We start from the raw sequence: 25,817 nt of genomic DNA, 5'->3' as shown, positions 1-25,817 counted from the left end.
CGCTGGTCCTTGGCGTCCGGTTCATCGTGCGGGTGCTCATGGCTGCTCCTCCGGCATGTTCATGGCGCTCTTGAGGTCGGCGCCGCGCCGTTCCAGAACGCCGATCAGCGAGCCGTCCGGGGCAATCGCGGCTACGGGAAGGGACGCGACACGTTCGGCCGCACCGGCCAGCTTCTTGCCGTGGCGAAGATCGGTGGCTTCCTGCTCGGTCACGGTGAGAGCTCCGAGCACGTCGGTGGCGACCCGGGCGGGTGTGAGCACAGGGGCCGCGCCGATGCCGTCCGTCAGAGCCACGGCGTCCGACACGAGGAACGGACCGATCGCGCTCCGCCGTAGCGCCGTCAGGTGTCCGCCGACGCCGAGCGCAGCGCCGAGGTCCCGGGCAAGCGCGCGGATGTAGGTGCCGCTGGTGCAGTCGACCACGACGTCCAGATCGATGACCCCGTCACCGCGTCGGGTGTCCAGCACATCGAAACGAGAGACGGTGACCGGACGCGACTTCAGCTCGACGCTCTCCCCCGCCCGCGCCAGATCGTATGCGCGCTTACCGTCGACCTTGATCGCGGACACGGTGCTCGGCACCTGGAGGATATCGCCCGTGAGCGCGGCGATCCCTGCGGAGATGGCCGCGTCGGTGACGCCATCGGCCGATGCGGTCGCGGTGACCGTTCCGTCGGCGTCGTCCGAGTCGGTGCTAACACCCAGCCGGATGGTGGCGGTGTATGTCTTGTCCAGTCCCACCAGGAACGTGAGGAGCCGGGTGGCCCCCTCGATGCCGATGAGAAGCAGGCCGGTGGCCATCGGATCCAGCGTTCCGGCATGGCCCACCTTGCGAGTACCGAAGCCCCGCCGCACGCGGGCCACGACGTCGTGGCTCGTGATCCCCTGCGGCTTGTCCACCAGCAGCAGCCCCGCCGCGGGGCGGGGTCCGTTCGCGCGGGCCATCAGCAGGAGTCCTGGAAGAACTCGGCCGGACGATCCGGCCGGGAGATGTCGATGAGTGCCGACGCGGCTGCGCGCGGGCGGGCATCGCGCAGGTAACGGAACTCGGCTTCGCTGTACGGGGCGTCCGTCGAATGACCGGTGCGCTCGGCCAGACGGCTCTCCGGCGTCTCCAGCCAGAGCGCGAACGCCGCCGTGCCGCGAATTCCCTCCTGCTGGGCGAACACGCCGTCCAGCACCAGGACGGCGTCCTCGGGTGCCGTGACCCACCGCGCCTCGACCGGCTGATCGCGTCGCTCATCCCACACGCGCAGTTGCACGCCCGCCGTGGCGGAGGCCTGAGCCCCCTCACGGAAGGGGTCCAAGAGCACGCGCCGCAGCGTCTCGACGTCGACATCCCCGGGAGCGGGTTCCGCGCCACGTTCGGCGCGGGGGCGCACGAAGTCCGTGAGGGACGCGCGCAGCACAGCAGATCCGTCCTCCCCGATGATCTCGGCGAAGGAGTCGGCGAAGGACCGTGTGCTCTCGGGGTCGAGCCCGTCGACGAGCACCACTACGCGCCCCGCGGGACTGTTGTGCCGCAGTTGCTCGCGCAGCTCGCGCTGCAGCGTGGTGACGGGTGTGATCGGGAGCCGCATGCCTCCAGCCTACGGGTGGGGGCGGATAGGCTGGTGCCTCGTGTCCGAGATCGCCGATGCCCTGCAGCCGTGGTACCTCCGAACCGCGCGCGATCTGCCGTGGCGTCGTGCCGGCTTCGGTGCGTGGGGCATCCTCGTGAGCGAGTTCATGCTGCAGCAGACACCGGTCACGCGGGTGATCCCGATGCTGGAGGCGTGGCTGGAGCGCTGGCCCTCACCCGCCGCACTCTCCGAGGCGACGCCGGCGGAGGCGGTGAAGCAGTGGGCCAACCTCGGCTACCCGCGCCGCGCGCTGTGGCTGCACCGGGCAGCGGTGGAGATCACCGAGCGCCACCGGGGGGTTGTCCCGGACGACGTCGACGCTCTGCTCGCGCTCACCGGCGTCGGGGACTACACCGCGCGTGCGGTGGCGGTGTTCGCATACGGCCGGCGCGCGCCGGTGGTCGATACCAACACCCGGCGCGTCATTGCTCGTGCCGTGCACGGCCGCTCACAGCCCGGCGCCGCCGCGAAACGAGACCTCGCCGACATGTCGGCGCTGCTTCCCGAAGACGATGCGGCCGCCGCGGTGGTGAACGCGGCCGCCATGGAGCTGGGCGCCCTGGTATGCACCGCACGCATTCCGCGGTGTGAGGAATGTCCGCTGCGCGCGCTGTGCGCCTGGCGTGCGGCGGGCTATCCCGATACGGGCGACGAACGCCCGAAGCAGGCGAAGTACGAAGGCAGCGATCGACAGGCCCGTGGCGCTGCCATGCGGGTGCTGCGCGACGCCGAGCACATCGTTCCGCTGAGCGCGTTGATCCCCGATTGGCCGGACGCTCGGCAGCGAGACCGTGCGATCGACTCCTTGATCGCCGATGGCCTGATCGAGATCGATGGCGAAGGGGCTCGGCTCCCCCGTTGAGGAACGCTGGGTCCTCGCAGGCGTGCGAGATACCCGTGTCAGCCGCAGAACTCCGGCAGCGGCCGCTCCAGAAGCGTGACCGTGACGCCGCTGATGACATCGTCGCCCCCCGCACCGAAGTACATCGTTCCGCCGGCAGCCGGCACTCGAAGCGCCATCGTGTAGTTCGCGAGCATCGCGTTCTGTCCCTCGGGATAGGCCGCCTGGGCCTCCGCAAGCGTCGAGCCGATTCCGATGCCTTCAGCCGTCTTCGGGCTGCTTCCCGCTGACCCGGTGACCGAGACCTGGTTCAGCGTCGTGTTCGGCTCCCCGGAGACGGCGTAGCCCGCTGCGGCGAAGATCGAGAGCTGGTCCGCGCCGGAATAGCTGATCACCGGTGCGTCGGGCGACGGCGCGTCCGGGCCACAGCCGATCGTCCATCCGTCAGCGCCGACCGTTCCGGCCAGTGAGGCGAAATCCGCTCCGAGTTCGAGCGGGCCGATGCCGGCGCCGCTCACCACCCATCCGGCGGGGTCCTCGGCTGATGCGGTCTCGGTGGGCGACGGCTCCGGGGTGGGCGCCGTGGTCTCCGGCGGCGTCGTCGCAGGGGGTGTGGTGGCCGTGGCCGTGGGCTCGGGCGCAGCCGAGGACGAACCGCCATCCCCGCCGGATGATGTCGCGCAACCGGAGAGCGTGAGAGCCCCTCCGAGCATCAGCGCCGCCAGAGCCGCGGCGGTGCGAGTGCGTGCGATGGCCGTTGAGCGCATCATCTCCCCTTTCTCGTCCAGGCTGTGACGGCCCGGATCGCCCACACTACGGCAGACCGCCGACACGCCACGCCGGGCCCCGCCGTTTCTGCGACGAACGTGGCCGGACCGAGATGAACACCGGCGAACACGCCCCTGTTCCACCGTGGTGGGGCTCCCGCCGATGGGCGTCGACGCGCCCGTCAACCAGGAGGGCACGTCCGCCGGATGACAGGACGAGACCCCCTGTCGTCACCGTCGCGGTGGGCCAGGGGGTCTCGTGCTCGTCCGTGAGCAAGCGCTCACGGGACGATCGCTCAGTCCTCGTCGTCGTCCTCGCGCGGCTTCACGTACGGGTCCGCCTCACCGGCATACGACGCGCCCGAGGCGGTCTGCGCCACTTCGGCGTCGCGCTGGTGGGCCTCGCGCAACAGCGCCGAGATGTGGTCGGCGTTCTCCGGAAGCGCGTCGGGAATGAACTCCAGCGTGGGCACCAGTCGCACGCCCAGTCGCTTGCCCACTTCGGAGCGGAGCATTCCGGTGGCGGCCTTGAGCGCCGCGGCGCTGTCTTCACGTTCCTGATCGCTGCCGTACACGGTGTAGAAGACGGACGCATTCTGCAGGTCGCCTGTCATGCGCACATCGGTGATGGTGACGAAACCGAGGCGCGGGTCGCGCAATCCCTTGTCCAGTCGCTCCGCGATGATCACGCGGATGCGATCGGACAGGCGACCCTGTCGTTCTCCGGCCATGATTGCCTCCTTGCTCGGGGGTGCGGCAGGTGCACTCTCCCCATGGTAGTTATCGAAACGGATCGAGCCGGCACGGACGGACCGCGAGCTGCGGCACGATGGGTTCCCGGCCGCAAGCCTGCTCCGAACGGCCACCGCCCGCCCCACGAGGTGAGGCGGGCGGTTCCGCGATGACGCTGCTCCCGAGGGAGCGCGCCCATCAGGAACGAGGCTTCTCGACCATCTCCGTGGTCTCGATCTCGTCGCCGATCTGGATGTCGTTGTACTTGCCGAGGCCGATACCGGCTTCGTAGTCGGTACGCACCTCGGTGACGTCGTCCTTGAACCGGCGCAGCGACTCGATGGCCAGGCCATCGGCGATGACGATGCCATCGCGGATGACGCGTGCCTTCGCGTTGCGGGTGATGGTTCCCGAGCGAACGATGACACCGGCGATGTTGCCGAACTTCGAGGAGCGGAACACCTCGCGGATCTCGGCGACACCCGACTGGACCTCTTCGTACTCCGGCTTGAGCATCCCCTTGAGGGAGCTCTCGATGTCCTCGATCGCCGCGTAGATGACCGAGTAGAACCGGATGTCCACACCCTCGCGCTGAGCGCGCTCGCGCGCCTTCTGGTCGGGGCGGACGTTGAAGCCCACGATGATCGCGTTGTCGATCGTCGCGAGGTCCACGTCGGAGGCGGTAATGGCACCGACGCCGCGGTGGAGGATGCGCAGCTGCACCGAGTCGTCCACCTCGATCTTGAGCAGCGACTCCTCGAGCGCCTCGACGGCACCGGAGACGTCACCCTTGATGATGAGGTTGAGCGATTCGACCTTGCCCTCTTCGAGAGCACGGGTGAAGTCCTCGAGCGAGATGCGCTTGCGGGCCTTGGCCAGCTGGGCGTTGCGCTCGGCGGCCTCGCGCTTCTCCGCGATCTGACGAGCCGTGCGGTCCTCATCGGTGACGATGAAGGTGTCTCCGGCGCGCGGCACCGAGTTCAGACCCTGCACCTGAACCGGACGCGACGGGTACGCCTCTTCGACGGCGTCGCCGTTCTCATCGAGCATCGCGCGGACACGTCCGTACGCGGTTCCGGCGACGATCGCGTCACCGACGCGCAGCGTTCCGGACTGGATGAGCACGGTGGCGACCGAACCGCGGCCCTTGTCGAGCTTGGCCTCGATGGCCACACCACGAGCGGCCTTGTTCGGGTTCGCGCGCAGGTCGAGCCCGGCGTCTGCGGTCAGCAGCACGGCGTCCAGGAGCTCCTGGATACCCATGTTCTGACGCGCGGAGACGTCGACGAACATCACGTCGCCGCCGTACTCCTCGGCCACCAGGCCGTACTCGGTCAGCTGCTGACGCACCTTCGCCGGGTTCGCCTCGGGCTTGTCGACCTTGTTGACCGCCACGACGATCGGCACATTGGCCGCCTGTGCATGGTTGAGGGCCTCCACCGTCTGCGGCATGATGCCGTCGTCGGCGGCCACCACGAGGATCGCGATGTCCGTCACCTGCGCACCGCGGGCACGCATGGCGGTGAACGCCTCGTGACCCGGGGTGTCGATGAAGGTGATGGCGCGCTCGATGCCCTCGTGCTCGGTCCAGATCTGGTAAGCACCGATGTGCTGGGTGATGCCACCGGCCTCACCCGCGACCACGTTGGTCTGACGGATGGCGTCGAGCAGTCGCGTCTTACCGTGGTCGACGTGACCCATGACGGTCACCACCGGCGGGCGGATCTCCAGGTCGTCGTCATCCTCATCGGCGAGCTCGGCGTCCAGGTCCAGACCGAAGCCCTCGAGGAGCTCCTTGTCCTCGTCCTCGGGCGAGACCATCTGGATCTTGTAACCCAGCTCGGCGCCGAGGACCTCGAAGGTCGACTCGTCCAGCGACTCGGTGGCCGTGGCCATCTCGCCGAGGTTGAAGAGGATCGTCACCAGCGTGCCCGGCTGCACCGTGTAACCGGTGATGGCCTCGATCTTGTCGGCGAAGTCCGCGATGGAGGAACCACGACGGAGGCGAATGGTCTCGCCATTACCCCGCGAGACGTTGACGCCGCCCACCATCGGGGCATCGCGCATCTCGAATTCCTGGCGCTTGGCGCGACGCGACTTGCGCTGCTTCGACTTGCCGCCACCCTTGCCGAACGCACCGGCTGTGCCGCCACGACCACGGCCACCGGGGCCGGGACGACCGGCGAAGCCGCCGCCACCGGCGGGACGCTGGAAGCCGCCACCGGCACCAGCACCGGCACCGCCGGGACGACCGGGTCCACCCGGACGCTGCTGGAACGGAGCACCACCCGGACGACCGCCGCCACCGGGACGCTGCGGACGCGGGGCGCCCGGACGGGGCGAACCCGGACGGGGAGCCTGGGGGCGCGGGATGTTCCCGGGCGTCGGGCGCTGTCCCATGCCCTGCGCGGACGCGAAGGGGTTGTTGCCGGGACGCGGGCCGGCGGGACGCTGTCCCATGCCCTGCGAGGACGCGAACGGGTTGTTCCCGGGACGCGGGCCGCCGGGGCGGGGTCCGGGCGTGGGTGCACCGGGCTTCGGTGCACCGCCAGAGGGCTTGTCGCCGGCCGGCTTCTCAGCCGCCGGAGCGGCAGGCGCGGCCGGAGCAGCGGGCGCGGGAGCCTTCTCAGCGGCGGGCGCGCTCGGCTTGGGGCCCGGCTTCGGGCCGGGCTTCGGTCCGGGGGTGGCGGCCGGCTTTGCCGGGGTCGCCTTCGCGGGCGCGGCGGCGGAAGCTCCACCGGCAGCGCGCTCGGACTCCAGCGCGGCACGCAGCTTGCGCGCGACCGGAGGCTCGATCGTGGACGACGGGCTCTTGACGAACTCGCCGAGTTCCTTCAGTTTCGCAAGGGCGACCTTGCTGTCGACACCGAGTTCGGATGCGATCTCGTGTACGCGTGGTTTGGCAGCCACATTTCTCCTGTCTGGGTCCACCCAGGCAGGGCAGACCGTATCAGCGGACGGGTCTCATTTCGAGCCGTTCACTTTGTTTCCATAGCCGTTCAGCCGTTTCTCGATGGTCTGCGTGTCAAGTGGCCCCGACACACGGAGTGCTCGCACGAACGCCCGCCGCTGCAGCGCCTTCTCGAGGCACTGCGCATCGTCGTGCACCCACGCACCCCGCCCGGGCATCGAAGCCCGCTCGTCGAAGACGAGGGAGGTTTCGGAGGCCACTACCCGCAGAAGAGCGGAGCGAGATGCACGGCTGCGACATCCGACGCACGTCCGTACGGGTTCCATGTTACACCTCCCCGGTGCCTGCTCGCTCTCATCGCCATCGGCCGCTGCGACCCTCATGGCGCGGGATCACGGTGCTGGAGCGGAATCCGGCATCGCCGCCCCGGCCAGGCGGTGGCGGGCGGCTCCGGCGTTTCGCCGTCGCCTGCGCCGCCTCAGCGGATCACTTGTCGTCGAGAATCGAGTCCGGCTGGATATCGATCTTGGCGCCCGTGAGCTTCGCCGCCAGGCGGGCGTTCTGCCCTTCCTTGCCGATCGCCAGGGACAGCTGGTAGTCGGGCACCAGCGCACGGACGGCCTTGGTGGTGGCGTCCAGGACGAAGCTGGAGCTCACTTTCGCCGGCGACAGCGCGTTCGCCACGAACGTGGGCAGATCAGGACTGTAGTCGACGATGTCGATCTTCTCGCCCGAGAGCTCCTCGGTCACCGCGCGCACGCGACGGCCCATCTCGCCGATGCATGCACCCTTGGCGTTGACCTGCGGGTCGTTCGCGATGACGGCGATCTTGGTGCGATGCCCCGCCTCGCGAGCCAGGGACTCGATGGTGACCAGGCCGTTCGCGATCTCCGGGACTTCCAGCGCGAAGAGCTTGCGGACCAGGCCGGGGTGGGTGCGCGAGACCGTGATCTGCGGACCCTTGTTGCCCTTGGCCACGGTGGTGACGTACACGCGGATGCGCGACCCGTGCGTGTACTCCTCGCCCGGGACCTGCTCCTCGGGAGGAAGGATGGCTTCGACGGATCCGAGGTCCACGTGGATCATCTTGGGGTTGGGGCCCTGCTGGATCACTCCGGCGACGATGTCGCCCTCTTTGCCACGGAACTCCCCCAGCACGGCGTCGTCGGCGATGTCGCGCAGACGCTGACTGATGACCTGCTTGGCGGCGAACGCCGCGATGCGCCCGAAGTCCTCGGGCATGTGCTCCTCTTCGCCGATGACGGCGTCCTCATCATCGAGCACCGGGATGTAGACGGCGACGTGACCGGTCTTGCGATCCAGCGACGCGCGGGCGCCGGCGGGCAGCGATCCTTCCGGCGAGGTGTGCTTGGCGTAGGCCGTGAGCACCGCCTGCTCGATGATGCGAACGAGTTCGTCGAAGGGGATCTCCTTCTCTCGCTCGATGTTGCGCAGCAGTCCGAGATCGATCTCCACGGTGGGCCTCCCTATTCAGCTCTTCACCCGCGAACGGGCATCCTCTCCAGGATACTCGCTCGGCGAGGCGCGGCGGCACATCGGGATCCCACCGAGATCGCCCGCGACCATGGGAAGCTCGGAGGAACGACACCGAGGAGGACTCATGATCTCTCGACGAATGGCAGCGCTGCCGGCTGTACCCGCCATACCCGTGCCCCCGTTCGCGACGCGCGAGGACCATGATCGCTACCTCCGCATGCTGCAGCTCCACCTGGCGCTTCTCGACGACGGTGGTCCCGCGCTCGGGACCATCGCCTTGTCGGCCGCGCTGGAGGCAGGACGCCGCGACGGGCGAGCGTTTCCCGCGGGGCTCAGTGCGCTCGAGCTCACGGCGACGCTGACGTCGTGGTTCCCCGTCGCGTGGACCCTGGACGCGCTCGCGGCGGAGCTCGTCCACCATCTCGGCCGGGACGCTCCCACACTCCACCGCGGGCGGTGGCACTGGTTCACCGACCCTGACTTCCTCGCGGAACCGGCTGGCGCCGGCTGGCGCATCACCCGCCATGAGCGCGGCGGCCGGGAGGAGAAGACGGTGTCGGACGACCAGGTTCTCATCGCGGTGTGGGTCGAGCACTTCCGCGCCTGGCACAGCTACCCACTGGCGTGGCGGGTACCCGCCGAGGACATGGCCAACCTGGCACCGGCGACAGCCGCCGTGCGTCGCATCGATGCTGCGGACGCCGCACTGCCCTACCGCGCGATCTGGCGCGCCGCGGCCCGCGAGGCACTGCGCAGCGCGGGCGACGAGCGAACCGCGTCCGGTACACAGCCTCGCTGAGACGAGAGCGATACCGCCCGCTACTCCGAAGGGTTCTTCGTTCCCGCAGGCACGCGTTCGGGCGCGGAATCCAGCTCGTTGATCGCTCGGATCAGGTGGAACAAGTGCCCCACCTTGAACGGGTTCAGGATCATCGTCAGTCGCGGCAGCTCGGGAACGTCCTGGTCGGCGATCTCCACGGGCAGCGCCGACATGCTCTCGATGCGCCCGGAGACGAGCAGGTGGCCGAAGCGTTCGTTGAGCGATTCCAGCTCCTGCGGCGTCGGCGTCGCTCGGATGCGGAGCACAAGCAGCTCGTCGATCCACCGGAGCGAATCGTAGTTGCGCCAGAATCCGGTGATCTCCGCCTCGGCCTCCGCCACGGAATCCGTGATCAGAACGCGCTCCAGGTCGTCGCCCGAGACCACGCCCGCGGGAATCATCTGTTCGTCGACGAAGCGACGCAGACCCGACCAGAACTGTCCTCCGGGCTCGTCGAGCAGGACGATCGGCATCGGCTCCGCCTTCCCGGTCTGCTGGAGGGTCAGCAGCTCGAACATCTCGTCCATCGTGCCGAAGCCGCCCGGCACGCACACGAAACCGCTGGACTCCTTCATCAGCATGAGCTTGCGCGTGAAGAAGTACTTCATCGCCACCACGTTGTCACGATCGGCGAAGATCGCGTTCGGTCGCTCCTCGAACGGCAGCCGGATGGACACGCCGATCGCCCGATCGGGTCCCGCTCCCTCCGCGGCCGCCTGCATGATGCCCGGGCCCGCTCCCGTCACCACCATCCAGCCGCGTTCGGCCAAACGTTCGGCGATGTCGTGCGCCTGCCCGTAGAGCGGATCATCCGACCGCGTGCGAGCGGAGCCGAAGATGGTCACCTTCGGCACGCCCGCGTACGGAGCGAAGATGCGAAACGCGCGGCGCATCTCCGCCACCGCGGACGCCGTGATCTTCAGATCGAGCCGCTCGGTGCCATCGCGGCCCAGCTCAATGGCCGTGCCGATGATGCGGCGGATGAGCTCCCGGTTCGCCGTGATGCCGGCGTCGTGCAGCATGCGATCCATCTCGGCGCGCAGGGTCTCGTCGGGTCCGGGTGTGACGGTGGCTTCGGTCATGCCTCCACCCTCCCATGCCCCGGGGAACGGCGCCTGAACGGTTGCGCGCGCCGGTTCAGACCGCCGTCGCGGTGGTCGTCATCACCAGCGTCTGGGCGTCGGGCTGCGCGAGCTGCACCGTGATGGAGCGGAAATCGGCGAGGGATGCCACGTGGGTGCCGCCGCACGGGAAGGCTGCCTCGCCCTCCGGGAGCGTGCAGTGCCAGGTGCGCATGTCGGTGATCCCCGGCCCCGCTGTCTCGATGCGGCTGGCCGATCCCGCCGCGACCCACGCGGCCAGCTGGACGTTGGCCCGCTGCTCTCGCTCGGCCAGCGTCGCCGCCAGCGTCTCGCTGTCGAACCCCGCCTTGCGCAGGCTCTTACCGAGACGGTACCGGTCGACGCTGCCGTTGGCGTGGATGAAGCTGGACTCGTTGGCGCGGCCCTCGAAGTCGGGGTTGCCGAGCGGGTCGGGACGCACCTCCTTGTGCCAGAGGTCCGCGAGCGCGGCGTCCAGGGCGAGCGAGGCGAGGTGACAGGCGGTGTGTCCCCGGCTGAGATCCAGGCGCCGGCCGGCGTCGACCAGCGCGTGAACGGCGGAGCCCTCGGCCAGGGAACTCCCGGCGCCGATGACGTGTGCCACCAGCCACGTCCAGCCGTCGGTGCCGCGCTTGACGGGGATGTCGGCGCCGATCAGCAGGTCGGTGCCGTTCTCCGTCGCGGCCATCATCGTGTCGATCACGCGTACTTCCTCGCCCGCGGAGATGATCGTTCCGATGTCGCCCGGCTGATCCGGCCAGGTGTGATCGACCGGATGGAATGGCGTGGTGTCCAGCACGACCACGGCGCCGTCGGGGTGAGGCCGCACCGCTGTCACGGTGGCATCCCCCGTGATCGCACCGGAGGGAAAGGTCACGAGCGTCTCATTCACGCAGGCAACTCTCTCACGGCGGAGGGACGTGGGAGCTGAGCGCAGGGGCGCGCTTCAGAGATCCGTGCGCTCGGTCAGCACCGACAGGATGGAGCCGAGGAGGTCGTCCTGCATGTCGATGTAGCCGTAGCTGGCGAATGCCAGACGATTGACCCCGACGTCCACCACGCCGGTGGTGAGTCCGGCGTCGTCGACGGTGATCCACCCGCGATCGGCGCCCTCGACCTCGAAGTCCTCTCCGCTCGGCTCCCGCCCACGGTCCGCGCCGCCGGGATAGAAGGTGACGGCGATGCCGTCCTCCTCCGGCTGATGAGCTGCGCACCACCCCGCTCGCCCATCTGCCGCCAGCACGTCCCAGAGCGGTCCGCGGGGCTGCGAGTCGTTCTGGACGCCGGGCTCCGCGTCCGGCATTCCGCCATCGCGCGTCGCTTCGACGATCACCGAGCAGTCCGGCACCGCCCAGGATCCCGGAGGGAGCGGGGCGGCCACGGGGCGCTGTCCGATGAGACGTGCACCGACACGACCCACCACGGCCGACAGGGCATCCTCGCTGCCCGCACCGGCGATCAGCCAGGAGTCGCCGACCGCGAGCTCGGCCATGCAGAGGTCGGGGCCGTCGGTCTCGGGGCAGGCGACGATGTCGGGCGTGGCCAGCGCATCCTCGGAGACCAGGGACAGCGGGAGGATGTCCACCGAGACCGCCCCGGCACCCCCCGCGTCCCAATGACAGCTGAGAGCGCCGGCGAGATCGGACGCCGGGTCGGTACCGCGCAGATCCGTCGCCGTCCAGACCGCGGGCGCGATCGCGCTCAGGTCCTCGTCCGTGAGCATCTGGGCGCAATCGCCGGCGAAGGCCCTCTCCGGCGCGGCCGGCTCGGCATCGTCCGTGCTCGTCGGTTCGGTCGTCGCCGTCGCCGTCGCCGACGGCGAGGGAGTCGCCGGGGCGCTCGTGGTCGCCGATCCGGGACCTGTCATCGTGCACCCGGTGAGCACGAGCGTCGCCGCTACTGCGGTGAGGAATCGAGCGAGCGGAGAGCGCATCCTTCGATCATAGGGAAGGCCCACACCGGCAGCCGCAACGATTCGGCCACGCCGACCGGCTCACCACAGCTGGGCGATGACGTCGGCGAAGACCTCTTCCGCCTCCACCTCGACGCCGCGACGCTGGAACCACGTGCACACGTTCAGGACATCGCGGTGCAGGAAGTCCGCACCCGCGGGATTCGCCGCGAGGTCCACGATCTGCGGGAGATCGATCACCACCACACGCCCGCGATGCAGCAGCAGGTTGTAGGCGGACAGGTCACCATGCGCGAGGCCCGCCCGGGCGAATGCGATCAGCAGCGCGCGCACCTGCTCGAACGGATCGGCCAGCTCCGCGCCGCGCAGCCGCGTCTGGGCGAGCCGAGGCGCCGCCTCTCGTCCATCACCGATGAACTCCAGCAGGACTTCCGTTCCCGACACCTGCACGGGATACGGCACCGGGATCCCGGCTTCGTAGGCGGCGCAGAGCGCGGCGAACTCGGAGCCCGCCCAGTGGCCGGCGGAGACGGATCGCCCGTACGTGGACTTCTTCTCGACTGCTCGCACGTCGCGGGAGCGCCGCAAACGCCTTCCCTCCTCGTACTGCCCGGACCGATGGAAGTCGCTGGTGTCGGTGCCGCGGTAGCGTTTCGCGGCCAGCAGGCAGCCCTCGCGGTCGGGGACCGCACGCTCGATCAGGTGGACGTCGGCCTCCTTGCCGGTCTTGACGACGCCGAGCTCGGTATCGAAGGCCGCAGCACTGGTGACCAGCCAGGCGGGGTGCGGAAGCGGTCCGCGCTCCGTGGGCGACGCGGACGGCCAGGTGCTCCACCGCTGACCGGGACCGGGTTCGCGCTGGTCGAAGGCCTGGCCGCCCAGGACGTCGTCGTCGAATCCGCGGAAGGACGGGGACGAAGAAGGTCCGGGGTGAGCGGGGGCGGGCTGAGAGGTGGATGCAGATGCGGAGTCGATGAAGGACTCGAAAGACATGAGGAAGATCTCCGGACAGGAGGCCGCCGCTCAGTCGATGCGGAACGTCAGAATGCGGCCTCAGAGAGGTGAGAGGGTACGGATGACACCGTGATCGTGTTCATCGGTCATCACTCCTCTCCCTCGTTCCGGCCAGCCGGGTCGCGCGCATCGCGACCCGTTCACGCTAGCGCCTCCGCTGCGCGCAGACAAGGGTGCACGGCCCGGAGCGCCAGTCCGCCGTGTCAGCTCGTGACGACCTGCGCGGTGCCGAGCGGCGCATCGGGGCCCATTTCAGCGGCGATCCGGTTGGCCTCTTCGATGAGCGTGGCGACGATGTCCGCCTCGGGAACGGTCTTGATGACCTGACCCTTCACGAAGATCTGCCCCTTGCCGTTGCCGCTGGCGACGCCGAGGTCGGCTTCGCGCGCCTCGCCGGGACCGTTCACGACGCAGCCCATGACGGCAACGCGCAGCGGAACGGTCATGTCCTTGAGACCCTCGGTCACGTTGTCGGCCAGCGTGTAGACATCGACCTGCGCACGCCCGCAGGACGGGCAGGAGACGATCTCGAGCTTGCGCTCGCGCAGGTTCAGCGACTGCAGGATCTGATGACCGACCTTCACCTCTTCGGCGGGCGGGGCCGACAGCGAGACGCGGATGGTGTCGCCGATGCCCTCAGAAAGCAGGATGCCGAACGCCGTCGCGGACTTGATGGTGCCCTGGAACGCCGGCCCTGCCTCGGTGACGCCGAGATGCAGTGGCCAATCCCCCCGCTCCGCCAGCTGACGGTAGGCCTTGACCATCACGATCGGGTCGTTGTGCTTGACGGAGATCTTGAAATCGTGGAAGTCGTGCTCCTCGAACAGGCTGGCCTCCCACACCGCGCTCTCGACGAGAGCCTCCGCGGTGGGCTTGCCGTACTTCTGCAGCAAACGCTTGTCGAGGGATCCGGCGTTCACACCGATGCGCAGAGACACTCCCGCTGCCTTGGCTGCGGCGGCGATCTCTCCCACATTGCCGTCGAACTCGCGGATGTTGCCGGGGTTCACCCGCACCGCGGCGCAGCCGGCGTCGATGGCGGCGTAGATGTAGCGCGGCTGGAAGTGGATGTCGGCGATCACCGGGATCTGGCTCTTCTGCGCGATCGCGGGAAGGGCGTCGGCGTCGTCCTGGCTGGGAACGGCGACCCGAACGATCTCGCAGCCAGACGCGGTCAGCTCCGCGATCTGCTGCAGCGTGGCATTGATGTCGGTGGTCTTGGTGGTCGTCATCGACTGCACCGAGACGGGCGCGTCTCCGCCCACCAGCACCTTGCCGACACGGATCTGTCGACTCTTACGACGCGGGGCAAGGACTTCGCGGGCGGCGGGCATACCGAGATTCACAGCGGGCACGACTCCAGCCTACGGCCTGGTGCCTGCACGGCGGCCGTGTCCGGCCGGTGAATCGGCCACGCACCGCACGCGTCACACGACGTGAGAGCAACGCGCACGCTGTGATAGGTTCGGCGCATGCACGCGAACCAGTCCTGGTGGCCCGCCTCCTGAGGCGGTGTTTCGCGTAGCCACGATTCCAGACCGCCCCGCAATGGGCGGTCTTTCTTGTTTCGATCCCTCGAATCAGACTCCGCCCCGAACAGGAGAACACATGACCGGGTCGCTGACGCCCGAGACCGATCCGTCCGTGGAAGCCGAGCACGAGTCGGCGATTCCGGCATCCGGCGCCTTCGTGCTGCTCGCCCGCCAGGGCTCACCGGATGTGGAGATCCTCACCGGCGAGGTGTCCGACGTCGACCTGCTCTCGGACATCCCGCTGGTGGTGGACGGCACGCCCCGCGAGGTGTTCGCGCTGGTGCCCTACCGTCAGGTGCGCGAGCGGGGCTTCTCCGCCCACGACGACGATGCACCGCTTCGCACCCTCGTGATCGATGAGCACGTCCGCGTGCCTCGGGCAGAGCTCATCGCCGAGCTTCCGACAACGCCCGTCCCCCTGACCGACGCCGGTTTCGACATCTCGGACGACGAGTACGCCGAGATCGTCCGCACGGTCATCCGCGATGAGATCGGCCGCGGCGAGGGCGCCAACTTCGTGATCCGCCGTGACTATGTCGCCGGTGTCGACACCGATCCCCGCGTGGCCGCGCTCACCTGGTTCCGCGCCCTGCTCGAACACGAGCGAGGCGCCTACTGGACCTTCGCCGTCGTCACCGAGGGCCACGTCGCCGTCGGCGCCAGCCCGGAGGCACACGTCTCCGCGCAGGGTGGCGTGGTGACCATGAACCCCATCTCGGGTACGTTCCGCCACCCGGCGGGCGGCGCCACCAAGGAGTCCCTCAGCGAATTCCTCCGCTCCACGAAGGAGACCGAGGAGCTGTTCATGGTGGTGGACGAGGAGCTCAAGATGATGTCGGCCGTCTGCAGCGATGGCGGACGCATCACCGGCCCGCACCTCAAGGAGATGTCGCGGCTCACGCACACGGAGTACATGCTCCGGGGTACGAGCCGGATGGACCCGCGCGAGATCCTCCGCGAGACGATGTTCGCCCCGACCGTCACCGGCTCCCCGATGCAGAATGCCTGCACGGTGATCCAGCGTCACGAGCGCACGCCGCGCGGCTATTACTCCGGCGTCGCGGCGCTGTTCACACCCAACGACGACGGTGGCCACGACCTCGACGCGCCGATCCTCATCCGCACCGCGTACCTCGTCGAGGGCCGTCTGCGTGTCCCGGTGGGTGCGACCCTCGTCCGCCACTCCGATCCCGCCGGTGAGGTCGGCGAGACCCACGGCAAGGCGGCCGGAGTGCTGGGTGCGATCGGTGCGATCCCCCGGGACGTGCCCACCACCGCGGCCGACGAGGACCCCGACGCACCGCAGCCCGAGCCGATCTCGCTCGCCGCGGATCCGGAGATCGCCGCGCTCCTCGCCTCGCGAAACGGCCGCCTCGCGCCGTTCTGGATGAACCCCCAGGACGGCGCCGACGACGCCATCGCCGGGCCGTTTTCCGGTTCCGGCGCCCTGGTCGTGGACGCCGAGGACCGCTTCACCACCATGCTCGCGCATCAGCTGCGCCACCTCGGCCTGAACGCCACGATCGTGCCCTGGAACGAGGTCACCGACGAGCAGGTCGCCGCAGCCGATCTGGTCGTCGCCGGCCCCGGCCCCGGCGACCCGCGCGACGATGCCAGTGCACGCATCCGGCGCATGCGCGATGTCGTCACCGCCCGCCGTTCGGCGCATCAGCCTCTGGTCGCGGTCTGCCTCAGCCACCAGATCCTCGCCGACTCGGTGGGCATCGACCTCGGCCCGCTCGATTCGCCGCACCAGGGTGTCCAGAAGACGGTCGACGTCTTCGGCGAGCCGGCATCGGTGGGCTTCTACAACACCTTCACCGCCCGCGTCTCCCCCGGCACCACCGCCGTCGGCGATCTGGAGGTCTCCGCCGACGACCGCGGCGACGTGTACGCGCTGCGCGGCCCCCGGACGGCGTCGGTGCAAGGGCACCTCGAGTCCATCCTGTCCAGGGACGGTCTGCACACGCTGGAGCGGCTCGTCGCTCAGGCCCTCGCCTGATGCCCCGGGAGGGCTCGCGGGGATGGGGCTGGCCCTGGTCGGTGCTCTCCCTCGCGATCGGCCTGGCGGCTCTGGTGTTCGGTGGGGTTCAGATCGGCGCCGACGCCGTCGAGGCCTCGCGTGCCTCCTCCCCGATCGAGGCGACCGTCACGCAGGTGGACTACGCGTCGGGCACTGGAATGGGCAAGCGGTACTTCCCCACCGTCGAGTACACGGTGGACGGAACCCGCTATGAGGAAGGCACCGCGAACCACCGCGGCAGCGAACCGCAGGTCGGCGAGACGCTGACCGTGACGTACGACACGGCGGATCCTCGACGCGTGTCGCTCACGGGTGAGAGCGGTGGCGGTGGTGCGGACTGGGCTGGGTCGATCGTCCTGCTGGCCATCGGCGCAGGACTCATTGCCGCCGCGGTCGCGCTCAGCCCCGTCGCACGCTCGCGCCGCCGCTGACGATCGAGGCTGGTCGGCCCCGTCGCATGGGTCTCACAATCCGCACCGCCGACCGGATGGTGGTACCGAAAGTGAGACCGGAGCCCCGACCGGTCTCAGGAATTGTCGAGCGGATGACTGCTCGGCGCGGATGGTGAGACCACAGCACGGGCCGCACACCGCCCTGGCCGCGCCCCGGGCCACGCACCAGGCGCCGAGTGGGTGGGAGCCTCAGCCTCCGAGGATGCTGATCGGGTTCACCACATCGGTGACGACCAGCAGCGCACCCATCGCAATCAGGAACACCACGACGACGAACGTCACCGGAACAAGTTTGGTGGCATCGACCGGCTTCGGTGCCGGGCGGCGCAGCAGCTTCGCCCACGTGCGCTTGAGACCGTCCCAGAGAGCAACGGCCACGTGGCCGCCGTCGAGCGGGAGCAGGGGGATGAGGTTGAAGACGAACAGCGCGACGTTCAGTGAGGCGACCAGGCTGAGCATGCCCGCCACGCGACTGGCCAGCGGCGCGTCAGATGCGGCGACCTCGCCGGCGATGACGCCGACCCCGACGGGCGATATCGGCCCGTCCGGGTCGCGCTCGGCGCCGGTGAAGAGCGATACCGCGGTGCCGTAGAGCTTCTGCGGCAGCTGGACCATGACCCCCGCGACCGCGCCGACGTTGTTCATCGCCTGCTGCGGGCCCGCCCACAGCGGCTGCGGCACCATCGCGGTCTGGGCCACCACGCCGATGAAGCCCGCGGGCTGCGTCTTCGTGGTGCCATCGGTGTTGGTCTCGACGTTGCCGTCGGATCCCACCACGGGCCGCTCCGTGAGCAGCGGCGTGAGCTGGACCGTCTGCTCGGCGCCGTCCCGGCGGATCTCGACGTCGAGCTGCTTGCCCGCCGATGCGGCGATGATCGCAGACACGTCCGAGAACTCGTGCACGGCGGTGCCGCCGATGGCGAGGATGGTGTCGCCCGGCTGGAGGCCAGCCTGCGCCGCCGGGGCGACCGGGTCGCTGGGTGCGCAGGTGTTTCCGGCGACATCCGACTGCTGGACGCACTGGCTGACGCTCGCGAGGGTCGTGGTGGCCGTCTGCACACCGAACCCGCTGAACACGATGGTGAACAGCACGATCGCGAGGATGAGGTTCATCACCGGACCGCCGAGCATCACGATGATGCGCTTCCAGGTCGCAAGCGCATAGAAGGTGCGGTCTTCGGAGCCGTCGAGCGTCTCGTCATTGGCTGCGCGGGCATCCTGCACCATGGTGGCGAAGAAGCCGGCACCGGCCCGCCCCGCCCGGCTTCCCTTCGGAGAAGGCGGATACATTCCGGCCATCGAGATGTAGCCACCGAGGGGCAGCAGCTTGAAACCGTACTCGGTCTCACCGAAGCGGCGCGACCAGATGGTCGGCCCGAATCCGATCATGTACTGACCGACGCGCACCTTGAAGAGCTTCGCGGGGGCGAGGTGGCCGATCTCGTGCAGCGCGATCGACACGGCCAGCCCCACGAGGATCACGGCCATACCGATGATGAAGTAGACGACGCTCACATGTGGAGGCTACCGCCCGCTGCCTTTGAGTTGGCTCATGAATCCACCCGACGCCCGCAGCTCACGACACCGTGCTGAGCGGTGTGTGCCTCGGTGCAGGATGCGTCTCGCATCGGGCGCGCCGCCTCGCGAAACGCGCCCGCGTGGAATGATGGATGAGCCATGAGCAGCGACATTTCCACCCCGAACCTTCCGCCGGTCCTCCGCCCGGAGAACCCGCCGCACCGCGCCCTGCGCGAGCTCGCCGACCGCTTCGGCGTCGGCACTCGCGGAGACGTCGCGGATGTGGTCCTCACCGGTATCACCCTCGCCACCGCCGATCTCCGCCCCGGCGAGGCCTTCGTGGCGATTCGCGGCGTCAACCGGCACGGTGCGGAGTTCGCTCCCATCGCAGCGGAGAAGGGCGCCGTCGCGATCATCACCGACGAGGAAGGTGCGGCGATCGCCGCCGATGCGGGCCTTCCGATCGTTGTCGTCGACGATCCTCGCGGCACGCTCGGCGCACTGTCGGCGTGGGTGTATTCCACCGGTGCCGACGACGAGCTCCCCCTCCTGTTCGGGACCACGGGGACGAACGGCAAGACGAGTGTGTCGCACCTGCTGGAGGGCATCCTCCGCCAGATCGGTGTCACCACGGGTCTGTCCTCGACCGCCGAGCGGCACATCGCCGGACAGGTCATCGTCTCCCGCCTCACGACGCCCGAGGCCAGCGAGTTCCATGCGCTGCTGGCGCTGATGCGTGAGCGTCATGTGGAGGCCGTGGCCGTGGAGGTCAGTGCGCAGGCGCTCAGCCGGCACCGCGTCGACGGGCTCATGTTCGATGTCGCGGGCTTCACGAACCTCACGCACGACCACCTCGACGACTACGCAGACATGGCCGAGTACTTCGAGGCGAAGCTGCCGCTGTTCACGCCGGAGCGTTCCCGTCGCGCGGTCGTGAGCCTGGATTCCGCCGCGGGAGCGCAGGTGGTCAAGCGCGCCGGGGTTCCGGTGGTCACCATCGGCACCCCCCTGATCGCTCCCGATCCCGAGGCGGCACGCGCCGCCGACTGGGTGGTGGACATCGTCGAGGAGCGCCAGTCCGGCACCCGCTTCACCCTCACCGCGCGTGACGGGCGCAGCCTCACCACCGTGGTTCCCGTGATCGGCCCCCACATGGCCGCCAACGCCGGTCTCGCGATCGTGATGCTGCTGGAGGGCGGCTACGACTGGGATCGCATCGTTGCAGCGCTCGATCGTGACGGCGGTGTCACCGCGTACCTTCCCGGCCGCACCGAGCTGGTCTCGGGAGAGCGTGGTCCGGCCGTCTACGTCGACTTCGGGCACTCCCCCGATGCCTTCGAGAAGACTCTCGCGGCCGTGCGGCGCGTCACGCCCGGAAAGGTGCTGATGCTGTTCGGCGCCGACGGGGACCGTGACGCCACCAAGCGTCACGACATGGGACGCGCCGGTGTGCTGGGCAGCGACATCCTGGTGATCACCGACCACCACCCGCGCTTCGAGGAGCCGAGCGGCATTCGCCGCACCCTGATCGAAGGGGCCCGGCTCGCACAGCCGGACGCCGAGATCCACGAGTTCTCACCGCCCGAGACGGCGATCGTGGAGGCCGTCAAGCTGGTCGGCGAGGGCGACGCGATCCTGTGGGCCGGTCCCGGTCATCAGGATTACCGCGACATCCGCGGGGTCCGAACCCCGTACTCCGCGCGCGAGCTCGCGCGCCGCGCCCTGCGCGATGCCGGCTGGCCGGTCCCCGCGCCGCGCTGGCCGGTGCCGTACACCGACTGACCCGTTTCATTGCGCGCAGTTGGCTCCTATCCCGGCGCGGAAGGAGCCAAGTGAGCGCAATGAAACTGACTATGCGTTCGCGATGAGGGCATCCGCTGTCCGGCGGGCCCAGGCCTCCGCCTCCGCCAGCGACTCACGCGTGAGCGCCGCCGGGGCATCATGCGCATCCACGACCCGGTCGATCAGCTCGACGATGCCGAGGAACGGCAACCGACCCTCGTGAAACGCATCGACGGCCTGCTCATTGGCGGCGTTGAAGACGGCGGGGAAGGTGCCCCCGGCGCGACCGACCCGCTTGGCCAGCCGCACCGCCGGAAACGCGTCGTCATCGAGCGGTTCGAACGTCCAGCTCGTCGCGGTGGTCCAATCCAGCGGCTGACCGACTCCCCCGATGCGGTGCGGCCAGTCGAGGCCGAGCGAGATCGGCAGGCGCATGTCGGGCGGCGAGGCCTGCGCGATCGTGGAGCCGTCGATGAATTCGACCATCGAGTGGACGACCGACTGCGGGTGCACCACCACGTCGATCCGGTCGTAGGGGATGTCGAAGAGCAGGTGCGCCTCGATCACCTCCAGACCCTTGTTCACCAGGGTCGCGGAATTCGTCGTGACGACACGACCCATGTCCCAGGTGGGGTGCGCCAGCGCCTCGGCGGGGGTCACGTCCGCGAGTGAAGCCCGATCGCGGCCGCGAAACGGGCCGCCGGAGGCCGTGACGACCAGGCGCCTGACCTCCGCGGACGTACCCGAGCGCAGGGCCTGGGCAAGCGCAGAGTGCTCCGAGTCGACCGGGACGATCTGTCCCGGCTCGGCGATGGAGGTGACCAGTTCGCCGCCGACGATCAGAGACTCCTTGTTGGCCAGCGCCAGCGTTCGCCCGCTCTCCAGCGCCGCGAGCGTCGGTCCCAGGCCAACCGAGCCGGTGATGCCGTTGAGCACGACGTCCGCCTCGACATCGCGCACCAGTTGCTCGGCCTCCACGGCACCCATCGCGGTGTGCTCGACATGGAACTCGGCCGCCTGCGCCGCGACGGCCTCCCGATTCGTCCCGGCCGCGAGCCCCGCGACCTCGAATCGTCCGGGGTTGGCCCGGATCACATCCAGTGCCTGCGTGCCGATCGAGCCGGTGGAGCCGAGTATGAGGATACGACGCATGTCCTCAGCCTAACGAGGCACGCCACCCGCCCCACGAGAAGCGCGCCGCCCCCGACCGGGACGGCGCGCTCTCACGGAAGATGCCGATCAGCCCGCCGCAGGGGTGGCGGACTCGATCTTCACCACGAACACGAGGGTCTCGTTCGCGAGCTCGTTGCCGGTTCCGGCGTAGCCGCACTTGGGCGGCATTGCGACGAGCACGGTGGAGCCGACCTTCTGGCCCTCCAATGCGCGCTTGAATCCGGTGACCACGCCCGTGGTGGCGAAGGTCGCGGGCTCGCCGCGGTCCCAGCTGCTGTCGAAGGTGGTGCCGTCCGACCACTTCACACCGGTGTAGTCGACCGTCACGCTGTCGCCCTCGCCGACGACGTCGCCGTCGCCCTCGGTGAGCACGCTCAGCTCCACCTCGGTGGGTGCGGCGGTGCCGGCCGGGATGGTGATGGTGGGCTTGCCGGCAGAATCGAATGCCACCTCAGGCAGCTTCCCGGGCTCCTCCGAGACGGTGCACCACTGGGCGCCGGGAGTAGCACCGAGCACATCGAACACCCAGTAGCCGGCGGAGCCGTCCTGCTGCGGCGCGGTGATCACGATGCGGCTGCCGACCGTCGCGCAGCCGAAGATCTGGCCGATGCCGGTGGTGGACGTGAGCTGCTCGTTCAGGCCGGTGCCGTCGTGGCCCTGGTCCGAGGTCTGCTTGCCCGCCGCATCGAACATCGTGACGGCATAGTTCACATAGTCGCCGTCGGCGAGCTTGTCGCCGGTGCCCGCGACGGCGACCGTGCGCTGGATCTCGGTGGGAACGGTCGCATCACCGATCGTGATGGTGGGGGCGGCGGCGAGGTCGTCGCCGGTGACCGTGACGGACTTCGAGATGTCGCCTTCGGCCGCAGGCTGCTCGCAGACGTCGGTAGCGGCGGCGGTCCCGGCGGAGGCCGTCGACGAGGCGGAGGCGGACGAACTGGCGCCGGGCGTGGACGTTCCCGCACAGGACGTCAGCGCGAGGGCCGCGAGGCCGAGGGCGATCAGGGGGAACAGGCGGCGTGAGCGCACGAAGGCACCTCTCTTGTTCGGACGGATTCCCCATTCTCGCGCATCCCCATACGGATCTGCTGAGAGCTCCGGGCTTCGAGCAGCCCCTGTCGGGACGCGCGCGGGCAACGGGGCATGCCTGCTTCGGAATGCGCGCCGCGTTAAAATCTCCCAATGACCTCTCACGAGTCCGAGAACGCCGACGCGCCCGTAGTCGACACCCGCACGGACTCTGCCGGCACCATGAACCGGGGTGCGTACTTCCTCGGGCGGCTGGCCATCGGCCCCATCGCGCGGCTCATCTATCGGCCGCGCATCGAGGGTCGCGAGAACATTCCGCGCTCGGGCGGTGTGATCCTGGCGAGCAACCATCTTTCGTTCATCGACTCGATCGCCATTCCGGTCGCCGCTCCACGCCCCGTCCACTTCCTCGCCAAGTCGAGTTACTTCGACGGCACGGGATTCGGCGGGTGGGCATCACGCACGTTCTTCACCTCCATCGGGGCCATCCCCGTGCGACGCGGCGCGGGCCAGGCGGCGCTGGACGCGCTGGATCAGCAGCGACAGATCCTCGACCAGGGCCGTGCGGTCGCCCTCTATCCGGAGGGTACGCGTTCGCTGGACGGGCGCCTGTACAAGGGGCGCACGGGTGTCGCCTTCCTGGCTCTGCAGACCGGCGCGCCTGTGGTCCCGGTCGGCCTCATCGGGACGGACAAGGCCCTGCCGAAGGGAGCGAAGTTCCCCTCCCGCAAGGAGCGGATCACGGTGCGCTTCGGCGAGCCGATCGACGTCACCCGTCACGGTGCCGCCGACTCGGGGCGTGCGCGTCGCCTCGCCACGGATGAGATCATGGCGGCGATCCACGCCCTGTCCGGCCAGGAGCTGGCTGGCGTGTACAACGAGGCCCCGGCGCAGAACCCGATCGAGCGCATCAAGCAGGTCCTCCCCCACGAGCGACGCTGAGTCACAAGCCGGGCTGAGTCACGCGCCGCGCTGAGCCATGAGCCGCGCTGAGCCACGAGCCGCGCTGAGCGACATGCCGGCACCGACATACGACCGGCGCTGACTCACCACTGTGGTGATTCACGAACGTTGCCGACCCACCAACGACCCGACCCACGAACAGTCCCCATACACGAGCGGTGCTGAGTCACGAACAGTGCCGACATACGAGCGGTGCTGAGCCACGAACAGTGCCGACATACGAGCGGTGCTGAGTCACGAACAGTCCCGACACACGAGCGGTGCTGATTCACGAACAGTCCCGACACACGAACGACGCCGGCTCACGAACAGTGCCGATACACGAGCGATGCTGAGTCACCAGCCGCGCCAACTCGCGAGCCAAACTTCTTCACGAGCCCGCGCGACACACGACCGGAACCGACACACGACCGGAACCGACACAGCACCGGAACCGATACAGGACCGGAGCCGACACTCGACCCGCGCCGACACACGACCCGCGGCGGCCATGCCGGCGGCGGACACCAGCCACACCCGCGCTGCTGATCCCGCGAGGGGCGGCGACCAGGCGTCGCGAGGCGGTGGCGATTCGCTCCGTCAGGCGACGACGATCTCCGGTTCGACGCGAACGGGGAAGTTCACCGAGTTCGCGATGAAGCACCATTCGTGCGCATCGTGATGGGCGGCTGCGGCGCGCTCGACCATGTCGGCATCGCGCACGGTCACACGCGGGCGGAGCACGACCTCGGTGAAGCGTCCGCCGTTGCCCTCGGTCACCATCGTGCCCGAAGCGTCGTCCGTATACGCCACCACGACCACCCCGGCGAGGACGCAGGCGTGCAGGTAGCTGAGCAGATGGCAGGAGACCAGCGATGACAGCAGCAGGTCTTCCGGGTTCCACCGCTGCGGATCGCCGCGGAAAGGCTTGTCCGCGGAGGCGAGCAGATCTGCTTTCCCGTCCACGCGGACGGTCACGGAGCGCTCGTAGTCCCGGTAGCCCGTGGTTCCCGTTCCGGTGTTCCCGGTCCACTCCGCGTTCTGACGGTACTCGTGCTCGCTCATGCTGGCAGTCTCTCACGCCGACGGTTGCGCACGCCGCGGAAGCGCTGCCGTGCGCCGCTAGGCTGGGACGGTGACGGTGATGGAAACCTTCGGTGTGCAGGATGCGGTCGAGCTGGCCGTGGTGGATCGCAACGGATTCGTGGAGTCACGGCACGCCGGCGCGGCGATCGTGCTCTCCCCGGACGGCGAGGTGCGCGCCTCGTTCGGCCCCTCGGACGCGCTCATCCTGCCGCGCTCGACCCTGAAGCCTCTGCAGGCGCTGGGTTCTCTCACCGCCGGCGCTCACCTGGCCGGCGAACAGCTCGCGATCTCCACCGCCAGTCACGTCGGAACCGACCTGCACGTCGAAGTGGTGACGGAGATGCTGCGAGGTGGCGGATTTTCGCCCTCCGCACTGGAGTGCCCGCCGTCGTGGCCCGCCGACAACGCCACACGCGACAACATGATCCGCCACGGCGAGGACATCTCTCCCCTGCGGATGGCGTGCTCCGGCAAGCATGCCGCCATGCTGCTCGCCTGCCGGGCATCGGGATGGGAGAGCGCCGGCTATACCGACCCCGCACATCCGCTGCAGGCGCACACGCGTGACGTGATCGAGCGCTTTGTCGGTGAGAAGATGCAGATCACCACGATCGACGGATGCGGGGCTCCCGTGTACGCGATGACCATCGCGGGGCTCGCTCGTGCGATTCAGCGGGTCGGCACGGCGTCGGAACGATCGCCGTTCGCGCTGTACCGTCTCGCGGGCGAACTCATGCGAGCGGTACGCGAGAACCCATGGACCATCGAGGGTCCGGGACGACCCGACAGCGCACTCGTCGAGAAGCTCGGGATTTACTCCAAGTTCGGGGCCGAGGGCGTGCAGACCATGGTCGCCGCTGACGGGACCACCGTCGTCGTGAAGACCCTGGATGGCTCGACGCGCGTCGGGCATACCGTCGCCGTGCATCTGCTCGGCCAGGCGGGGGCGCTCTCTGCGGCACAGGTGGCTGAGGCGGATTCCGTCCTCGGACTGGATGTGCGCGGCGGCGGGCGCCCGGTGGGCAGGATCCGCTCCACAGTTCATCTCTGATCCTCGCTCGGCC

Annotated in this window: 23 protein-coding genes; 7 read left to right on the top strand and 16 right to left on the bottom strand. The window is 69.2% G+C overall.

The annotated features are described in order from the left end of the window. Positions 1-36: 36 nt before the first annotated feature. Both truB and ACIQJ5_RS04690 read right to left on the bottom strand, forming a co-directional pair. Positions 37-945 carry a tRNA pseudouridine(55) synthase TruB gene (gene truB / locus ACIQJ5_RS04695; RefSeq protein WP_402841383.1) on the bottom strand — a complete coding sequence of 303 codons (909 nt, stop codon included), beginning with the start codon at positions 943-945 and terminating at the stop codon, positions 37-39. Further along, a complete protein-coding gene (locus ACIQJ5_RS04690; protein ID WP_402841381.1) occupies positions 945-1,580 on the bottom strand; it encodes a uridine kinase in 636 nt (211 codons plus the stop codon). The genes truB and ACIQJ5_RS04690 overlap by 1 nt, the downstream gene beginning before the upstream one ends. 40 nt (positions 1,581-1,620) lie before the next feature. Between ACIQJ5_RS04690 and ACIQJ5_RS04685 the strand changes: the two genes are divergently transcribed. Then, positions 1,621-2,484 (top strand): A/G-specific adenine glycosylase, encoded by an 864-nt coding sequence (locus tag ACIQJ5_RS04685; RefSeq protein ID WP_402841378.1) that lies wholly within the window; start codon positions 1,621-1,623, stop codon positions 2,482-2,484. Positions 2,485-2,522: 38 nt separating this feature from the next. Here the strand turns inward: ACIQJ5_RS04685 and ACIQJ5_RS04680 are convergent, their stop codons facing one another. The 5 genes from ACIQJ5_RS04680 to nusA form a co-directional block, all read right to left on the bottom strand. Further along, complete coding sequence (locus ACIQJ5_RS04680) at positions 2,523-3,233, bottom strand: hypothetical protein (RefSeq protein ID WP_402841375.1); 711 nt, start codon at positions 3,231-3,233, stop codon at positions 2,523-2,525. A 293-nt stretch (positions 3,234-3,526) separates the two neighbouring features. Further along, complete coding sequence (gene rbfA / locus ACIQJ5_RS04675; RefSeq protein ID WP_231089520.1) at positions 3,527-3,961, bottom strand: 30S ribosome-binding factor RbfA; 435 nt, start codon at positions 3,959-3,961, stop codon at positions 3,527-3,529. A gap of 199 nt (positions 3,962-4,160) precedes the next feature. Beyond that, the gene (gene infB / locus ACIQJ5_RS04670) at positions 4,161-6,872 is read right to left on the bottom strand and encodes a translation initiation factor IF-2 (RefSeq protein WP_402841370.1); all 2,712 of its coding nucleotides are present in this window, start codon (positions 6,870-6,872) and stop codon (positions 4,161-4,163) included. A 54-nt stretch (positions 6,873-6,926) separates the two neighbouring features. Continuing rightward, on the bottom strand, positions 6,927-7,199 hold the full coding sequence (locus ACIQJ5_RS04665) for a YlxR family protein (RefSeq protein WP_231089518.1): 273 nt from the start codon (positions 7,197-7,199) through the stop codon (positions 6,927-6,929). Between the two features lie 160 nt (positions 7,200-7,359). Further along, entirely contained in the window at positions 7,360-8,349 is a 990-nt protein-coding gene (gene nusA / locus ACIQJ5_RS04660; protein ID WP_231089517.1) for a transcription termination factor NusA, read from the bottom strand. 145 nt (positions 8,350-8,494) lie between these two features. On the opposite strand from nusA, the gene ACIQJ5_RS04655 reads away from it, so the two are divergent. After that, positions 8,495-9,169 (top strand): hypothetical protein, encoded by a 675-nt coding sequence (locus tag ACIQJ5_RS04655; RefSeq protein ID WP_231089516.1) that lies wholly within the window; start codon positions 8,495-8,497, stop codon positions 9,167-9,169. Positions 9,170-9,189: 20 nt separating this feature from the next. Here ACIQJ5_RS04655 and ACIQJ5_RS04650 read toward each other — a convergent pair whose 3' ends face one another. The 5 genes from ACIQJ5_RS04650 to ispG form a co-directional block, all read right to left on the bottom strand. Next, entirely contained in the window at positions 9,190-10,272 is a 1,083-nt protein-coding gene (locus tag ACIQJ5_RS04650) for a TIGR00730 family Rossman fold protein (RefSeq protein ID WP_231089515.1), read from the bottom strand. A 55-nt stretch (positions 10,273-10,327) separates the two neighbouring features. Continuing rightward, complete coding sequence (locus ACIQJ5_RS04645; protein ID WP_402841363.1) at positions 10,328-11,167, bottom strand: hypothetical protein; 840 nt, start codon at positions 11,165-11,167, stop codon at positions 10,328-10,330. Positions 11,168-11,236: 69 nt separating this feature from the next. Next, positions 11,237-12,223 (bottom strand): hypothetical protein, encoded by a 987-nt coding sequence (locus tag ACIQJ5_RS04640; protein WP_402841360.1) that lies wholly within the window; start codon positions 12,221-12,223, stop codon positions 11,237-11,239. Positions 12,224-12,283: 60 nt separating this feature from the next. Beyond that, positions 12,284-13,195: a serine protein kinase RIO gene (locus tag ACIQJ5_RS04635; protein WP_402841357.1), complete on the bottom strand. Its 912-nt coding sequence runs from the start codon at positions 13,193-13,195 to the stop codon at positions 12,284-12,286. A gap of 224 nt (positions 13,196-13,419) precedes the next feature. Further along, entirely contained in the window at positions 13,420-14,550 is a 1,131-nt protein-coding gene (ispG, locus tag ACIQJ5_RS04630) for a flavodoxin-dependent (E)-4-hydroxy-3-methylbut-2-enyl-diphosphate synthase (protein ID WP_231091333.1), read from the bottom strand. Positions 14,551-14,824: 274 nt separating this feature from the next. On the opposite strand from ispG, the gene ACIQJ5_RS04625 reads away from it, so the two are divergent. Both ACIQJ5_RS04625 and ACIQJ5_RS04620 read left to right on the top strand, forming a co-directional pair. Next, positions 14,825-16,750 carry a chorismate-binding protein gene (locus ACIQJ5_RS04625; RefSeq protein ID WP_231089511.1) on the top strand — a complete coding sequence of 642 codons (1,926 nt, stop codon included), beginning with the start codon at positions 14,825-14,827 and terminating at the stop codon, positions 16,748-16,750. Further along, positions 16,750-17,202: a DUF3592 domain-containing protein gene (locus tag ACIQJ5_RS04620; protein ID WP_402841353.1), complete on the top strand. Its 453-nt coding sequence runs from the start codon at positions 16,750-16,752 to the stop codon at positions 17,200-17,202. The genes ACIQJ5_RS04625 and ACIQJ5_RS04620 overlap by 1 nt, the downstream gene beginning before the upstream one ends. A 210-nt stretch (positions 17,203-17,412) precedes the next feature. On the opposite strand, the gene ACIQJ5_RS04615 is transcribed toward ACIQJ5_RS04620, so the two are convergent. Next, the gene (locus ACIQJ5_RS04615) at positions 17,413-18,738 is read right to left on the bottom strand and encodes a M50 family metallopeptidase (protein WP_402841350.1); all 1,326 of its coding nucleotides are present in this window, start codon (positions 18,736-18,738) and stop codon (positions 17,413-17,415) included. 162 nt (positions 18,739-18,900) lie between these two features. On the opposite strand from ACIQJ5_RS04615, the gene ACIQJ5_RS04610 reads away from it, so the two are divergent. Then, a complete protein-coding gene (locus tag ACIQJ5_RS04610) occupies positions 18,901-20,523 on the top strand; it encodes a Mur ligase family protein (protein WP_231089508.1) in 1,623 nt (540 codons plus the stop codon). A 69-nt stretch (positions 20,524-20,592) separates the two neighbouring features. Here the strand turns inward: ACIQJ5_RS04610 and dxr are convergent, their stop codons facing one another. Together dxr and ACIQJ5_RS04600 are read right to left on the bottom strand one after the other, a co-directional pair. Beyond that, positions 20,593-21,675, bottom strand: coding sequence for a 1-deoxy-D-xylulose-5-phosphate reductoisomerase (gene dxr, locus ACIQJ5_RS04605; RefSeq protein WP_402841346.1), 1,083 nt, complete (start codon positions 21,673-21,675; stop codon positions 20,593-20,595). 87 nt (positions 21,676-21,762) lie between these two features. After that, positions 21,763-22,725 carry an FKBP-type peptidyl-prolyl cis-trans isomerase gene (locus ACIQJ5_RS04600; RefSeq protein ID WP_402841343.1) on the bottom strand — a complete coding sequence of 321 codons (963 nt, stop codon included), beginning with the start codon at positions 22,723-22,725 and terminating at the stop codon, positions 21,763-21,765. Between the two features lie 222 nt (positions 22,726-22,947). On the opposite strand from ACIQJ5_RS04600, the gene ACIQJ5_RS04595 reads away from it, so the two are divergent. After that, complete coding sequence (locus tag ACIQJ5_RS04595) at positions 22,948-23,667, top strand: 1-acyl-sn-glycerol-3-phosphate acyltransferase (RefSeq protein ID WP_231091332.1); 720 nt, start codon at positions 22,948-22,950, stop codon at positions 23,665-23,667. A gap of 600 nt (positions 23,668-24,267) precedes the next feature. On the opposite strand, the gene ACIQJ5_RS04590 is transcribed toward ACIQJ5_RS04595, so the two are convergent. Further along, entirely contained in the window at positions 24,268-24,732 is a 465-nt protein-coding gene (locus ACIQJ5_RS04590; RefSeq protein ID WP_231089505.1) for an OsmC family protein, read from the bottom strand. 76 nt (positions 24,733-24,808) lie between these two features. On the opposite strand from ACIQJ5_RS04590, the gene ACIQJ5_RS04585 reads away from it, so the two are divergent. Continuing rightward, complete coding sequence (locus ACIQJ5_RS04585; protein ID WP_402842044.1) at positions 24,809-25,804, top strand: asparaginase; 996 nt, start codon at positions 24,809-24,811, stop codon at positions 25,802-25,804. Positions 25,805-25,817: the final 13 nt, after the last annotated feature.

The sequence above is a fragment of the Microbacterium sp. GXS0129 genome (assembly GCF_044769785.1).
Classification (GTDB): Bacteria; Actinomycetota; Actinomycetes; order Actinomycetales; family Microbacteriaceae; genus Microbacterium; species Microbacterium nymphoidis.
This window is presented reverse-complemented; position numbering and strand designations above follow the sequence as displayed.